Genomic DNA, 14,759 nt, shown 5'->3' on the forward strand with positions numbered 1-14,759 from the left:
GAACGATTCAAAATTTTTATTCTTGTTCTTTCAATCGTCTCTTTATCAGTTTTTCTTGATGGATGCGATAAGGATGAACCTCTTGATGAAGTGATTATTCCTCCGCTGGAAGAAATAAATCCGGATAATGAAAAACCTGATCCGGAGAAACCTGATCCTGAACCAGAGAAACCTGATCCTGATCCCGAACCGGAGAAGCCTGATCCCGATCCTGAACCGGAGAAGCCTGATCCCGATCCTGAACCGGAGATTCCGCAAGAATGGGCCGGAAAAGTGGTATGGACACATGGTCTCACAGGTATGCCGGATCCACAAATGTGGGAGTATGCGTACTTAACACCAAGCAAGGTGCGGGGGCTGAAATGGAATAAAGCATACGGTTGGTTTGATTGTAATAAAAAAGATGTATGGGGAGAGCAACCCAATAGTGATAATAACCTTTGTTGGGCTGCTTCTGTATCCAATATCATTTATTGGTGGTTGGAAGAAAACAAGGAATATGTAAATAGGTTTGGATATGACGGGCCATCCCGCTATAATGGTTCGTTGGATTGTGAGGTGTTTGATTTTTACAAAAAAAATTTCTCGAATACTGGTAATAATGTGGCTGCTGCATTAAACTGGTTCTTCACCGGAAAGTTCCTTAACGGAGCTAAACAGGAAGCCGGTTTCTTTAAGGAAGTGCTTGGTGAAAATTGCTCGGTATGCGAAACGTGTCAATCTTTTCGCTATCGTTTTACGGAAATCATAAAAGAAGCTCTATCCGGACAAAAGGCCATAGGATGCGCCCATTCCTTTGGAAGGCAGACACACGCTATTAACATTTGGGGAGCAGAATTTGATTCTCAAGGAGAAATAACCTACTTATATATCACCGATAATAATGACACGGACTTGGAAAATAATCTAGATAATGGAACGCTGACTAAAGCTGGCATGATTCGTAAACCAATTCAGATACGAGACGGAATACCTTTCATGGAAAGCAGTGTGCCTGGTTGTTTCACTATACAAATTCTGGAACTGAATTTTATGGGATTGAAAAAAGCAGAATGGAAGAAGTATTTCCAGTAATTTTTTTGCTAACATTCAAGAAGTCGTCTTTAACTTCTCTGTTGTAAGTACTACTGGAGTATATTTTTGGAAGGTTATAGTCGGTTTGTTTGTTGTGTTAACTATAGCCTTTTTATATAGTCAAGCAGGATTAACAGGCCTTTTCGAATATCCTCTTGTGCTATATAATGCTCACTAAATAACGTGAGTTCGAAATAAAATCAAAAATAGCAAGTTGTCCGCCATTGATGTGAAGTTTATCGATGACTGGCAAGTGGCTATTTTTGATTTTATATCGAACTTACGTTAAGTTATATTCTATGGTGAAGCTTTTTGACATAAGAGAGTGGTAATTTTACATTAGCTAGGTCCATCTGACGAAAACGGAAAAGGAGATGATGCTGTAAAAAAGAATTAGTAGTCATACCGATACTCTTCCTCCACTGATTATTTGTTCTCAGCTTTCTGAGTATAAATCAAATCACCTCTTTGACTGATTGTCCATAAGCCGTCCACCAGTCGCACATTCTTTGTATCATCGTCTTCTACATTCCACGCATAGCCACCCGACGGCAAACTACGTCTTTCCAATATTTCATTGGGTTGCTTATCCGAGAAGAAGAGTTCAGCACGTGTAGAATCGGGACTGAAAACGATAAAAGCAGAAGTCTCACCTCCGTTAACAGCCTCTGTACGAATACCTTTTTCAAATAAACGGATGCAGTCTTTTTGTACTTCACACCATACGTATCCAGCAGAACCGATACAACCGTGCTCATCACGGTCACCGCCCAATCGGGGAGCCTGCGGATATTGAACCAATTTGGAAGCCTGCATTCCCGGTGTATATTTCCCTGCATAAAATACTTCCAATGTATCATTCAAAAGCAAACCGTCAACTTGTTCCTTGTTCGCATCCATCGTACTAAACGAAAGCGTGTCATTCTTATCCGTAACAATGGATACCGTATTCATTGACGCATCGCAAACAATCCCTTTGGAACTTTTCATCTCCGACGAGCAACTGCCCATAATACACAAAACTCCTAATGCCAATAACGCTGTTTTCATTTTTCTAAATTGTTAGTTGGTTTAAATCGGAAGCAAAGATACAGATTATATGGTACAAAGGAGTATTTTATCAACGAATGCTTTTTTAAAAGACTTTTTTTAAGTTATTTTGCGCGAAGAATATTACGAACTTATCAACTTATGGATTGGATTGGCCTTGATTTAACACTTCCTATCACCGACCCTACATGGATATTTCTCCTTGTACTCCTTATTATATTATTTGCCCCTATCCTATTGAACAAGCTGCGTATCCCGCATATTATAGGAATGATCCTAGCAGGACTGGCAATTGGTGAGCACGGCTTCAATATTCTGGCACGCGACAGCAGTTTCGAGCTATTCGGGAAAGTCGGTCTCTATTACATCATGTTTCTGGCAGGCCTTGAAATGAATATGGGAGATTTCAAGGAGACACGAAACAAAGCGTTAGTACTGGGATTACTGGCTTTTATCGTCCCCATAGGAATAGGATTTGTGGCAAATGTATCGTACCTGAAATACGGTGTAATCACTTCCGTACTGCTGGCCAGTATGTACGCGTCACATACCCTTGTAGCCTATCCCATCGTCACACGCTTTGGCGTATCACGCCATCGCAGCGTAAGTATCGCAGTAGGAGGAACTGCAGTGACGGACACACTCACACTGTTGATTCTCGCCGTTGTAGGCGGACTATTCAAAGGGGAGACAGGGGGGCTGTTCTGGATTTGGCTGGTAATAAAAGTCATCTTTCTAGGTGCGTTTATCATCTACGTTTTTCCACGTGTCGGGCGCTGGTTCTTCCATCGGTACAATGATAATGTAATGCAATTCATTTTCGTCCTGGCTATGGTCTTTTTGGGAGCAGGACTAATGGAGTTCGTAGGTATGGAAGGGATTCTAGGAGCTTTCCTGGCAGGCCTGGTATTAAACCGGCTCATTCCGCACGTCTCCCCCTTAATGAATCATCTGGAATTTGTCGGCAATGCGCTTTTCATTCCTTATTTTCTTATCGGAGTGGGAATGTTGATTAACCTTCGCGTCATCTTCGGACACGGAGATGCGCTGAAAGTGGCTGCCGTAATGATTATAATGGCTCTGACCGGCAAATGGATCGCTTGTTGGCTGACACAGAAGATCTACAAGATGTCTGCTCTTGAACGAAAGCTAATGTACGGGCTGAGTACCGCACAAGCAGCGGCTACATTGGCGGCCGTGCTGGTGGGATATAACATTATCCTGCCCGGAGGAGAACGCCTGCTGAATGACGATGTACTGAACGGAACAGTACTACTGATTCTGGTAACCTGTGTGGTAAGTTCGCTGATAACGGAACGGGCAGCCAAGAAGGTTGCCATAGACGACTCTGAACCGGAGAAAACCTCTTCGGCTACAGAAACGGAAAAGATCTTAGTGGCTCTTAACAATCCGAACACCATCGAAGATATGGTAAATCTTTCTTTAGTTATACGTGACCCGAAATTGAAAGATAATCTATTGGCAATCAATGTAATCAATAATGATAACACTTCCGACAATCTGAGAATGCGGAGCAAACGTTATCTGGAAAAAGCGGCTATGATGACAACAGCGGTCAACGTCCCGTTGAGACAAATTACCCGTTATGACTTGAATATCGCTTCCGGCATTATCCATTCCGCCAAAGAGAATGAGATAACAAGCATTATCACCGGGTTGCACCACAAGGCAAACATCACGGATTCATTTTTCGGTGTACTTGCCGGACACCTGCTGAAAAGATTGAACTGTGAGCTTATTATTTCCAAATTCCTGATACCGGTTCACACGCTTAAACGGATTGTCGTTGCCGTCCCACCGAAAGCAGAATATGAATCCGGCTTTCCCCGTTGGATGGAACATTTCTGCCGGATGGGAAGCACGCTCGGTTGCCGGGTACATTTCTTTGCAAATGAAAAGACAACCGCCCACCTGCAAACATTGATAAAGAAAAAGCATAAACAGGTGCTAACCGATTTCTCTCTTTTAGAAGATTGGAATGACTTGCTGGTATTAACAGGACAAGTAAGCTATGACCATTTATTAGTCATTATCAGCGCACGACCGGGAACTCTCTCTTACGACAGTTCTTTTGAGAAACTACCGAGACAGCTTAGCAAATACTTCTCCAACAATAGCTTAATCGTATTATATCCTAACCAATCGGGAGAACCATTAGATACGTCATTCTTTTCTAAGCTATACACTGATACCGAAACCCGGCATTATGAAAAGGTGGGTAAATGGTTTTACAGGTGGTTTAAGAAAGACTGATATTTCATAGTGTTTCTCTTGTTAAATAATGATGAGACGACCACTTTCCATGAGAGATACTTTGGAAATACATTAGCTTTTTATAATATGAACAAACATTTTTCGCAAAAATACGTAAGCAGTTACATAACTAGTTCTATTTATGGATAAACATCAGGAAATTTAGCTTATGCGCAAAGCGCTCCTTTGGATTTTTCCCAATATTTTGGGGAACTGCCAGAAGAACAACAAAGTACAACAAATTGCCGCTGTCGCATCGGATATTGCTTCAGCCGCATATACACCGGCTACTCCCATAAGGTGTGGCAATATCAATGCCAATGGGATCAGCAGAATTACTTTGCGCAGCAAGGCTATGAAAATAGAAATTTTTGCTTGTCCCAAGGCTACAAACATATTTTGGCAGGCTCGTTGCAATCCGAAAATAGTCATACCACCCAAGAAAACAGGCATTGTCCAGCGGACTGTTTCTATCAGTCTTTCATCACTCGTAAAGGCGGAAGCTACTGTTGAGGGGAAAAGAATCATAAACAACATCAGCAGTAAGTTGAATGAGAACATGGTTATCAATGCGACACGGAAACAGTCTTTGACACGTTGTTTATCGCCGTGCCCATAATTATAACTCACAATGGGAACGAAACCTTGCGCAAATCCTGTTAAAGGGACACTTGCAAATTGCATCGCACTTTGCAAGATGGTCAATGCGCTGACATAAATATCTCCAAAATCTTTCAGGCTGCTGTTCAGAACAAAGCCAACCAGGCTTTCGGTACTTGCCATAATAAACGGTGATACGCCCAAAGCAAATATAGAAAGTATTATCTTCCGGTTCAACGCCATGTAACGTTTTTCCAAAGGGAGAGAGGCGTGCCGGGAGAAAAGGAAAGTTAAAACCCATACTGCACTACATGCCTGTGAAAGTACTGTAGCCAGGGCTGCGCCTTTTACTCCCATATCGAGCCAAAAGATGAAAATCGGGTCGAGAACGATATTCAACAGCGCTCCTATTAATACCGAGTACATGGCGATAGCAGGACGCCCTTGTGCATTGATAAAGGAATTTAATCCTGTGGATATTTCTACGAAGATAGTTCCTAATAAATAGATAGAAAGATAGTCGACCGCATATTCCAATGTATTTTCCGAAGCTCCTGTAAAAAGTAAAATCGGCTCCATAAAGATATATGCGATGAGAGAAGTAAACAAGGTGAATAGTATCAGCAGGATAAAACCATTACCCAGAATTTTTCCGGCACGTGAACGATCCCCTTGCCCGAGTGCAATAGCCGCTAACGGCGCACCGCCACCTCCTACTATCGCTGAAAAAGAAGAAATCAGTATAACAAGAGAAGTCGTTACTCCTACACCCGCCAATGCATCCGTACCAATCCCAGGGATATGACCAATATAAATACGGTCGACCATGCTATAAAGCAAATTAACAAATTGCGCTGCCACAGCCGGAAGTGCCATCTTAAAAACAAGCGGTAACATGCGCTCTGTCCCCAGTCGTTCTTCATATTTATTTATCATCCCAAACTCCTTTTTCTAAAATCTGTTGCAAAGTTATAAGAAAAACAGGCTTCCGGTTTAAAACCATTGAATAAAATAAAACTTTTACAACCTTCATCCGGAATTGTTCCTGCTCCTTTTCAGTAGGTAACACTCCAGAACCTGCATCATAACCGCATCCTCTTAGTGTACAGAGTCAAGGACTCTGTATTCCGGGCATTATCATTCTGCGATGATCCATAGATATAGCTTTACTTATCAACTGCGGATATCGGGTAGCAAATATACAAGATAAATTTCAGACTATCACACAACGAACTAAATATGTATCCCATATTGATGCTTCACTTCAGCCATCACAAACGTGCTTTCCAGTGACCCCAAGCTATCAATCGTCCCCAACACATTCAGAATAAACTCCTGATAGTATTTCATATTGGGAGCATGAATCTTCAACAGGTAATCATAACTTCCTGATATGTTATAACATTCGGTTACTTCAGGAATATCCTGTATGATCCGTGTAAACTCGGCTGCTATATCCCTGTTCAGACGTCTAAGCTTCACACTGCAGAACACGACAAATCCCTGATTCAGCTTTTCCGCATCCAACACGGCAATATACTTCTTTATATATCCTCCACTCTCCAACCGTTTAAGACGTTCAAAAACAGGAGTTGAAGAAAGGCTCACCCGTGCAGCCAACTCTTTTGTTGTCAATCGGGCGTTTTCCTGCAAAGTACGGAGTATTTGCAAATCGACTCTATCCAGTTTATCAAAAGTATCCATAAGAAAAATATTCTTCTAAAAGGTGATTTTTAGGAATAACGCAGTTACATTATTCCATATAACGGCACAAAAATAGCATTATTTTCTATATTTAAGCTATATATTGTTCGATATATCTACATCCCATAACTTTGCAAGAAAATAAAGGAAGAATATAAACTTAAAAAACATACGATTATGGCAACAAAGAAATTACATTTCGAGACTTTACAAGTTCATGTAGGACAAGAACAAGCAGATCCGGCAACAGATGCCCGTGCAGTACCTATTTATCAGACTACCTCTTATGTATTTCACAACTCCGCTCACGCAGCCGCACGTTTCGGCCTGCAGGATCCGGGAAACATCTACGGTCGTCTGACCAACTCCACTCAAGGAGTTTTTGAACAACGCGTAGCCGCTCTTGAAGGAGGAGTAGCAGGGCTGGCAGTTGCTTCGGGTGCCGCTGCCATCACTTATGCTTTCGAGAACATCACTCGTGCAGGCGACCATATTGTGGCAGCCAAAACTATTTATGGAGGAAGCTATAACTTACTGGCTCATACCTTACCCAGTTATGGCATCACAACAACATTCGTTGATCCAAGTGATTTATCGAACTTTGAAAAAGCCATTCAGGAAAATACGAAAGCCGTATTTATCGAGACACTGGGAAATCCGAACTCAAATATCATTGATATAGAGGCAGTAGCTGAAATAGCTCACCGCCACAAAATTCCTTTAATTATTGATAACACATTCGGTACTCCGTATTTAATCCGCCCCATCGAACACGGAGCAGATATCGTAGTACATTCTGCAACAAAATTCATTGGCGGACATGGTTCTTCATTAGGAGGAGTCATTGTAGATTCGGGCAAATTCGACTGGGTAGCTTCCGGCAAATTTCCACAACTAACCGAACCTGATCCATGCTATCATGGCGTACGCTTCGTTGATGCAGCCGGTCCGGCTGCCTATGCCATCCGTATCCGTGCTATTCTGCTGCGAGACACAGGTGCCACCATCAGTCCCTTCAACGCTTTTATCCTGCTGCAAGGCCTGGAAACTCTTTCCTTGCGCGTAGAACGCCATGTAGAAAATGCATTGAAGGTAGTGAATTTCTTAAACAATCACCCGAAAGTGAAGAAAGTGAACCATCCGTCATTATCCAATCATCCCGACCATGCACTGTATCAACGTTACTTCCCGAACGGTGCCGGTTCCATTTTTACTTTCGAGGTAAAAGGCGGACAAGAAGAAGCACACCGCTTCATCGACAGTCTGGAGATTTTCTCCCTGCTTGCCAATGTTGCCGATGTGAAATCATTGGTGATCCACCCGGCAAGCACTACCCATTCACAGCTCAATGCACAGGAGCTAGCCGAACAGGAGATTTATCCGGGCACCGTACGTCTATCCATTGGAACGGAACATATCGATGACCTGATTGCGGATCTGGATCAGGCGCTTGCGAAAATCTAACATTCAATCATTGAACTTTCCATGACTGCAAGATGTTATACCTATATAACATTAAAAACATTGCAGTCATGGAAAAATATTTAATACACAGCAACGAACTGCATCTGATAGACGCAGAGAAAATCCATCAAGCCGTAGAAAAGCTAGTGGAGTCACTCGATTTAGCCGCCGGATCTACTACAAACTTTAATCTCTATCAGGTCGTAGAAAATTACTTCAAGGATCTTGAAAAAAGAAGGAAAATCAATCACGTACTGGGGATTAAAGAAGACAGATACGAGCTAGCCGAAGATTTCGGTATTAAATAAAAGTAAATTCATTCAATCACACCAGACTATTGTTCTAAATAAAACGAGAGAGTTCCACAAAAGTGAGACTCTTTCGTTTTCTATTATATACGGTATAATAATCAGCCTTGATGCACTGTAAGCTGCGGGAACGGGAAATTGATACCCTTTTCATTGAAGGTTTCGTAAATAGCCTTGTTAATGTCGAAATAAACTCCCCAATAATCTGAGCTGTTCACCCAAACACGCGCAACTACATTCACACTGCTTGCGTCCAATGCATGAAGAGCTACAAACGGGGCGGGTTCATTCAGGATACGCTTATCGGCAGCAAGAATCTCATAAACGACTTCCTGTACCTTGTCATAATCTTCTCCATAATCGATTCCTACAATCCACTCTACACGACGAGTCACCTGATTGCTATAATTGGTAACCACACCGCTACTCATCGCTCCGTTCGGTACATAAATCACTTTGTTATCCGCAGTAGTTAGAATAGTGTGGAAAATCTGTATTTCTTTTACTGTACCCGAAACACCCTGACTTTCAATCCAATCGCCTACTTTATAAGGTTTGAACAGCAACACGATCAGTCCTCCGGCAAAGTTCTGCAAGTTACCGGATAACGCCATACCGACAGCCACACCAGCAGATGCCAGCAAAGCCGCAAACGAAGTTGTTTCTACTCCCAAAGCACCGACAACCGAAATAATCAACAGGATAGTCAATAGGATATTCACCAAACTCCGGACGAAAGTTTTGATACTTATATCAACCTTTCTCTTATCCATCAAACGCCCTACAAAATTTTTGAGCATCGAAATAAGGAAACGCCCTACAATAAAAACAATGACCGCTATCAGGATACGTTCTCCGGCACGAATACCGAAGTCTATCAGTTGCTGGGTTATCAATGAAAGCTTGTCCAAACCTTCAGCGTTGGCAATCGCCTCTTTCATCAGCTCATCTGCGGCCACTTGCACGGAATCCGCAGCTTGTGTTGCTTGGAATAATAGTAACATAATCTAAATGTATTAAATGAATAAATGATTGTTTGTCCTTTTCAACGAATTGCAAAGTTATATTGTTTTTAGCAAATCTAAAAGTTTTTTTTGCTTTCCTCCTGTAAATGCTGTATTTTTGCATCCGATTCACTAGTAGGGGTGCCTTAACATGACGGGCTGAGAACATACCCATAGAATCTGAACCGGGTAATGCCGGCGTAGAGAACTAACAAATAAGCAAGATGAAAAGAATTGTTATGATGGCCATCGCCTTATCGGGCGCAGGCTTCGCTGTCCATGCACAGACGAGTGCTAAAGCGGACAGTCTGAAAGTTGTAAACCTGCAAGAAGTGCAGGTAGTATCCACGCGTGCTACGGCGAAAACTCCGGTAGCATTCACCAATGTAAGAAAAGAACAGATCAGTAAACAGAATTTCGGACAGGATATCCCATTCCTATTATCTACCACTCCTTCCGTACTGACAACTTCAGATGCCGGGGCGGGAGTAGGATATACTACGATTCGCGTTCGCGGAACGGACGCTACCCGTATTAACGTCACCGCCAACGGTATTCCGATGAACGATGCTGAGAGCCACGCCATCTTCTGGGTAAATACTCCCGACTTCGCCTCTTCTCTGGAAGATATGCAGATTCAACGAGGCGCAGGCACATCGACCAACGGTTCGGGAGCATTCGGCGCCAGTATCAATATGCGTACGCAAAGCATTTCATCCCAACCATACGCCGAAGTTTCCGGCTCTTACGGTTCATTCAACACGCACAAAGAAACGGTCAAAGTCGGAACCGGGCTGATTAACAAATATTGGGCATTCGATGCGCGGCTCTCTAATATCCAGAGTGACGGATACCGCGACCGCGCCTCATCAGATCTGAAATCATATTTCGTGCAAGGCGGTTACTTCGGTGAGAGCACAACGATCAAGTTTATCACTTTCGGTGGAAAGGAGAAGACTTATCATGCTTGGGACGGTATCAGTAAAGAACAACTGGAGAACGACCGGACATATAATCCGAACGGAGTCATTCTGGATGATAATAAAGGAAAAGGTAATCCGATCGGCTTTTATGATGATCAAACGGATAATTACCGACAGACACATTATCAACTTCTATTCAATCATATCTTCTCTCCGGCATGGAATCTGAATATCGCTTTCCATTATACCAATGGCTTCGGTTATTATCAGGAATACAAGAACGGACGCACATTGAAGGAATATGGTTTGAAGCCTTTCTACCTGCCGGATAACAGCGAACCGCAGAAGAAAACCAATCTCGTACGCCAGAAGTTGGTGGATAGTGATTTCGGCGGTGGTATCTTCTCTCTGAATTACCAGAATGAAAGACTGAACGCTTCGCTAGGCGGCGGACTCAACCGATACAGTAACGACCATTATGGAAAAGTTTTGTGGGTAAAGAATTATACCGAACAACTCGACCCGGAACATGAGTATTACCGTAATAACGGCGGAAAGACGGACGGGAATGTCTATTTGAAAGCCAATTACCAACTGACCGGCAGCCTGAGTGCCTACGCAGATCTGCAATACCGTTATATCCGTTATACGATTGATGGGGATAATGATAAATGGGACTTCACCGCTACCCCCGAGCGTTTGCAGCGACTGGATGTGAGAGAACACTTCAGCTTCTTCAATCCGAAAGCCGGACTTTTCTGGCAAATCAATCCGAACCATAGCACATACGCCTCTTTCTCGGTAGCTCAGAAAGAACCTACCCGCAACAATTATACGGATGGAATGTTTGACGAACATCCCACAGCGGAGAAGTTATTGGATTATGAGTTGGGATATACCTACCGTAGTGAATGGTTTACGGCCGGTGTAAACCTGTATTATATGGATTACACAGACCAGTTGGTATTGAACGGAAAGACCAATGATATAGGCGAAGCGATGGCAGAGAACGTAAAAGACAGCTATCGCATGGGGGTCGAGTTGTCATTAGGCGCAAAATTCAATGATTGGCTGCGTTGGGATCTTAACGGCACATGGAGCAAAAACCGTATCAAGAACTACGTAGGTTACGTGTATGATGAAAGCCTGGTGAATGGTGAGATTGTCGATGACTTATATACGCAGACAGCTATCGAGGGTGGAAACACTCCGATCGCCTTCTCTCCTTCTTTCATCGGAAACAGCCTGATTACTCTCGGAAGCAACGGACTGGAAATTGCTCTCCAGTCACAATATGTCAGCCGCCAGTATCTCGACAATTTCGGTACAAAAGAGAATTCACTCGACGCTTATTTCGTCAATCACCTGAGTGCCTCTTACTCCTTTAAAACCCGCCACACAAAGCGAATCACGATAGGAGCTACCGTCTATAACTTGTTCAATACGAAATATGAGACAAATGGATACTCCCAAAGTGTGGCACTTTATGAGAATGGGGATAAGACAAAAACGTATGCGATAAAGCATGATCCACGCTTCTACCCGATGGCAGGTACCAATATTCTGGCACACCTCACCCTCCGTTTTTAAATAAAATACAGGCTCGAATGATGGATATGAATTTCCTTGAAATGTTCGGTACAGTAGTCGGTTTAGTCTACCTTTGGTTGGAATACCGAGCAAGCATCTATCTTTGGATAGCGGGTATCATCATGCCTGCTATCTACATCTTCGTCTATTACAAAGCGGGGCTGTATGCAGACTTCGGTATCAATATCTATTATCTGATAGCGGCGGTCTATGGATGGTTTTTCTGGATGTGGGGACGAAGAAAAGGAAAAAGCCGGGAATCTGCCGACATGGGAGAAAATGATAAATTGCAACAACTTTCTATCGTCCATACTCCGCGTAGATATTATCTCCCTCTTTTCTTTGTATTTATCATTTCTTTTTTCGGCATTGCCTGGATACTTATCGAGTACACCGACAGTAACGTGCCGTGGTTGGATAGTTTCACTACGGCACTAAGTATTGTGGGTATGTGGATGTTGGCACGCAAGTATATCGAACAGTGGTTTGCCTGGATTCTTGTCGATATTGTCTGTTGCGGACTTTATATTTATAAAGACCTTTATTTCACCTCTGCTTTATACGGACTTTATTCCATTATCGCTATCTTTGGCTACTTTAAATGGAAAAGATTAATGAGCGTACAATGATAAACGAGCACTATATTCCTGAGGCTGTGATACTTGCCAATGGCGAATATCCTACCCATCCTCTTCCTTTGCGAATGTTGGAAGAGGCAAAATTCGTAGTTTGCTGTGACGGGGCAGCCAATGAATATATTTCACGCGGACATACTCCGGATGTGATTATCGGCGACGGTGACTCCCTTTCACCGGAATATAAGGAATTGTTTGCTCCTATCATCCACCGGATAGCCGACCAAGAGACGAACGACCAGACCAAAGCTGTCCTGTTTCTGCAAAAGAAAGGCTATCGGAAGATTGCTATTGTAGGAGCCACCGGCAAACGGGAAGATCATACATTAGGAAATATCAGTCTGCTCATAGACTATATGAAAGAGAATCTGGAAATCAGGACTATCACCGATTACGGTGTATTTATGCCCGCCAGCGGTACACAGACATTCGAGTCGCATCCCGGTCAGCAAGTTTCCATTATCAATTTCGGAGCAAAAGGATTGAAAGGAGAAGAATTGGTTTATCCTCTCAGTGACTTTAGCAATTGGTGGCAAGGTACACTCAATGAGGCTACAGCCAATCAATTCACAATCCATTGCATAGGAGAGTATCTTGTTTATCTTGCTCATTAAGACAAGACTATGCCCCCAATTCCCGTTTCAACCACACCTTCATTACAGGATTGGGGGATAATAACTTGACGCTTTTCAATTTGTCGGACTGTGTCAGACGACACGCTTTCTGCACCAGAGAGGTTTTAGGCCGAAACGCATCGGGATCTCCTACAACCAACAAGTGACAATAAGCCGTATTTTAAATTTCCTCGTAAGACAAAACTTTCATACGATTAAAGCGCTAGTAGATACTTTTTGAAGTCCGCAAAGTCTTTAGACATAGGCAAGCTCTTCTTTTCTCCTTTCATAAACTCCTGCAATTTGGCAGGGATTTCCACAGCCTCGCCAATAATACCTTCTACTGTTTCGAGGAATTTGGCAGGATGAGCTGTTTCCAAGAATACTCCGGTTTCACCTGGTTGCAAGCCGTCCATCAACGCACGATAACCACAAGCGCCGTGAGGGTCAAGCAGGTAATGATGATCTTTCCAAGTCTCTTTCACTGTCTCGCGAATTTGCTCGTCGGTATAAGTAGTTCCCGAAATCTCGGCTGAGATAGCCGCATGAGAACCTCCGTACAAATCGAGCACACGGGCAAAGTTACTCGGATCGCCCACGTCCATGGCGTTGGCAATGGTAGCAATGGAAGGACGGGGACTGTATTTACCGGTTTGCAGATATTGATAGAAAATATCATTACGGTTGTTGGCGGCAATAAAACGCTTCACAGGCAAGCCCATCTTTTTGCCAAACAATCCGGCTGTGATATTTCCGAAGTTTCCGCTAGGTACACAGATCACTGCATTGTCCGCCTTTCCGGCACGTTTCAACTGGGCATATGCATAGAAATAATAAAACGCCTGCGGAAGAAAACGGGCTACATTGATGGAATTAGCGGAAGTCAAAGAAAGATGTTCATTCAACTCCTTATCCATGAAAGCCGATTTTACCAATGCCTGACAGTCATCGAATGTTCCGTCTACTTCGAGCGCAGTAATATTCTGTCCCAACGTAGTAAATTGCTTTTCCTGAATCTCACTGACCTTCCCTTTCGGGTAAAGCACATACACATGGATACCTTCCACTCCTAAGAATCCATTAGCCACCGCACTTCCCGTATCACCGGAAGTCGCCACCAGCACATTTACGTTCTTCTGTCCTTCTTTCTTTATAAAGTATCCCAGCAGACGTGCCATAAAACGACCGCCTACATCTTTGAACGCCAAAGTGGGACCGTGGAAGAGTTCGAGGGAATAAATATTCTCCGATACCTTTACCAACGGTACATCAAAACTCAAAGTATCATATACAATCTGCTTCAACGTTTCTGCCGGAACGTCTTCTCCAAAGAAAGCATCGGCCACACGATACGCTATCTCTTGAAAAGACAATGTATCAATCGTATCGTAAAACTCTTGCGGAAGAGATTTGATGGACATCGGCATGAACAAACCTTTGTCTGCGGCAAGACCTTTAACGACTGCTTCTTGCAAAGAAGCGATCGGAGCCTGTTTATTGGTACTATAATATTTCATTG

Annotated in this window: 12 protein-coding genes, 1 pseudogene and 1 riboswitch; of the genes and pseudogenes, 7 read left to right on the forward strand and 6 right to left on the reverse strand. The window is 43.1% G+C overall.

All coding sequences use genetic code 11. The features are described from left to right. Positions 1–1,074, forward strand: a 1,074-nt coding sequence (locus tag BACFIN_RS0220165; RefSeq protein WP_007756944.1) for an IdeS/Mac family cysteine endopeptidase, incomplete at its 5' end; no start/stop codon positions are given. Positions 1,075–1,500: 426 nt separating this feature from the next. On the opposite strand, the gene BACFIN_RS03620 is transcribed toward BACFIN_RS0220165, so the two are convergent. After that, on the reverse strand, positions 1,501–2,124 hold the full coding sequence (locus tag BACFIN_RS03620; protein WP_007756945.1) for a hypothetical protein: 624 nt from the start codon (positions 2,122–2,124) through the stop codon (positions 1,501–1,503). 141 nt (positions 2,125–2,265) lie between these two features. Here BACFIN_RS03620 and BACFIN_RS03615 point away from each other — a divergent pair, with 141 nt between their 5' ends. Then, positions 2,266–4,398 (forward strand): cation:proton antiporter, encoded by a 2,133-nt coding sequence (locus BACFIN_RS03615; protein ID WP_007756946.1) that lies wholly within the window; start codon positions 2,266–2,268, stop codon positions 4,396–4,398. A 162-nt stretch (positions 4,399–4,560) separates the two neighbouring features. Here the strand turns inward: BACFIN_RS03615 and BACFIN_RS03610 are convergent, their stop codons facing one another. The 3 genes and pseudogenes from BACFIN_RS03610 to BACFIN_RS03605 form a co-directional block, all read right to left on the reverse strand. Beyond that, the gene (locus BACFIN_RS03610; RefSeq protein ID WP_007756950.1) at positions 4,561–5,934 is read right to left on the reverse strand and encodes an MATE family efflux transporter; all 1,374 of its coding nucleotides are present in this window, start codon (positions 5,932–5,934) and stop codon (positions 4,561–4,563) included. 79 nt (positions 5,935–6,013) lie between these two features. After that, positions 6,014–6,199: pseudogene (locus BACFIN_RS23750) on the reverse strand (alpha/beta hydrolase); the annotation flags it as partial. Between the two features lie 32 nt (positions 6,200–6,231). Further along, positions 6,232–6,702 carry an Lrp/AsnC family transcriptional regulator gene (locus BACFIN_RS03605; protein ID WP_004299136.1) on the reverse strand — a complete coding sequence of 157 codons (471 nt, stop codon included), beginning with the start codon at positions 6,700–6,702 and terminating at the stop codon, positions 6,232–6,234. A 177-nt stretch (positions 6,703–6,879) separates the two neighbouring features. Between BACFIN_RS03605 and BACFIN_RS03600 the strand changes: the two genes are divergently transcribed. Together BACFIN_RS03600 and BACFIN_RS03595 are read left to right on the forward strand one after the other, a co-directional pair. Beyond that, positions 6,880–8,166 carry an O-acetylhomoserine aminocarboxypropyltransferase/cysteine synthase family protein gene (locus tag BACFIN_RS03600; RefSeq protein WP_007756953.1) on the forward strand — a complete coding sequence of 429 codons (1,287 nt, stop codon included), beginning with the start codon at positions 6,880–6,882 and terminating at the stop codon, positions 8,164–8,166. Between the two features lie 68 nt (positions 8,167–8,234). Beyond that, the gene (locus BACFIN_RS03595; RefSeq protein WP_032839875.1) at positions 8,235–8,474 is read left to right on the forward strand and encodes a hypothetical protein; all 240 of its coding nucleotides are present in this window, start codon (positions 8,235–8,237) and stop codon (positions 8,472–8,474) included. A 101-nt stretch (positions 8,475–8,575) separates the two neighbouring features. On the opposite strand, the gene BACFIN_RS03590 is transcribed toward BACFIN_RS03595, so the two are convergent. Further along, positions 8,576–9,478 (reverse strand): mechanosensitive ion channel family protein, encoded by a 903-nt coding sequence (locus tag BACFIN_RS03590; protein WP_007756958.1) that lies wholly within the window; start codon positions 9,476–9,478, stop codon positions 8,576–8,578. Between the two features lie 127 nt (positions 9,479–9,605). Next, positions 9,606–9,702: riboswitch (TPP riboswitch) on the forward strand. On the opposite strand from BACFIN_RS03590, the gene BACFIN_RS03585 reads away from it, so the two are divergent. Genes BACFIN_RS03585 through BACFIN_RS03575 form a run of 3 tightly spaced genes read left to right on the forward strand, consistent with a single transcriptional unit; the run spans position 9,703 to position 13,240 of the window. Beyond that, complete coding sequence (locus tag BACFIN_RS03585; RefSeq protein ID WP_007756960.1) at positions 9,703–11,991, forward strand: TonB-dependent receptor; 2,289 nt, start codon at positions 9,703–9,705, stop codon at positions 11,989–11,991. It abuts the riboswitch before it with no gap. A gap of 20 nt (positions 11,992–12,011) precedes the next feature. Then, positions 12,012–12,620, forward strand: a complete 609-nt coding sequence (gene pnuC / locus BACFIN_RS03580) for a nicotinamide riboside transporter PnuC (RefSeq protein WP_032839886.1) — start codon at positions 12,012–12,014, stop codon at positions 12,618–12,620. Beyond that, positions 12,617–13,240, forward strand: a complete 624-nt coding sequence (locus BACFIN_RS03575) for a thiamine diphosphokinase (RefSeq protein WP_007756964.1) — start codon at positions 12,617–12,619, stop codon at positions 13,238–13,240. Before pnuC ends, BACFIN_RS03575 begins: the two co-directional genes overlap by 4 nt. Positions 13,241–13,455: 215 nt before the next feature. On the opposite strand, the gene thrC is transcribed toward BACFIN_RS03575, so the two are convergent. Then, positions 13,456–14,757 carry a threonine synthase gene (thrC, locus tag BACFIN_RS03570; RefSeq protein ID WP_007756965.1) on the reverse strand — a complete coding sequence of 434 codons (1,302 nt, stop codon included), beginning with the start codon at positions 14,755–14,757 and terminating at the stop codon, positions 13,456–13,458. Positions 14,758–14,759: the final 2 nt, after the last annotated feature.

Source organism: Bacteroides finegoldii DSM 17565 (assembly GCF_000156195.1).
Taxonomy (GTDB): Bacteria; Bacteroidota; Bacteroidia; order Bacteroidales; family Bacteroidaceae; genus Bacteroides; species Bacteroides finegoldii.

Bases quoted from the DNA above. Each gene is read 5' to 3' on its own strand.
- BACFIN_RS03620 (WP_007756945.1), bottom strand. From the start codon at position 2,124: ATGAAAACAGCGTTATTGGCATTAGGAGTTTTGTGTATTATGGGCAGT.
- BACFIN_RS03615 (WP_007756946.1), top strand. From the start codon at position 2,266: ATGGATTGGATTGGCCTTGATTTAACACTTCCTATCACCGACCCTACA.
- BACFIN_RS03610 (WP_007756950.1), bottom strand. From the start codon at position 5,934: ATGATAAATAAATATGAAGAACGACTGGGGACAGAGCGCATGTTACCG.
- BACFIN_RS03605 (WP_004299136.1), bottom strand. From the start codon at position 6,702: ATGGATACTTTTGATAAACTGGATAGAGTCGATTTGCAAATACTCCGT.
- BACFIN_RS03600 (WP_007756953.1), top strand. From the start codon at position 6,880: ATGGCAACAAAGAAATTACATTTCGAGACTTTACAAGTTCATGTAGGA.
- BACFIN_RS03595 (WP_032839875.1), top strand. From the start codon at position 8,235: ATGGAAAAATATTTAATACACAGCAACGAACTGCATCTGATAGACGCA.
- BACFIN_RS03590 (WP_007756958.1), bottom strand. From the start codon at position 9,478: ATGTTACTATTATTCCAAGCAACACAAGCTGCGGATTCCGTGCAAGTG.
- BACFIN_RS03585 (WP_007756960.1), top strand. From the start codon at position 9,703: ATGAAAAGAATTGTTATGATGGCCATCGCCTTATCGGGCGCAGGCTTC.
- pnuC (WP_032839886.1), top strand. From the start codon at position 12,012: ATGGATATGAATTTCCTTGAAATGTTCGGTACAGTAGTCGGTTTAGTC.
- BACFIN_RS03575 (WP_007756964.1), top strand. From the start codon at position 12,617: ATGATAAACGAGCACTATATTCCTGAGGCTGTGATACTTGCCAATGGC.
- thrC (WP_007756965.1), bottom strand. From the start codon at position 14,757: ATGAAATATTATAGTACCAATAAACAGGCTCCGATCGCTTCTTTGCAA.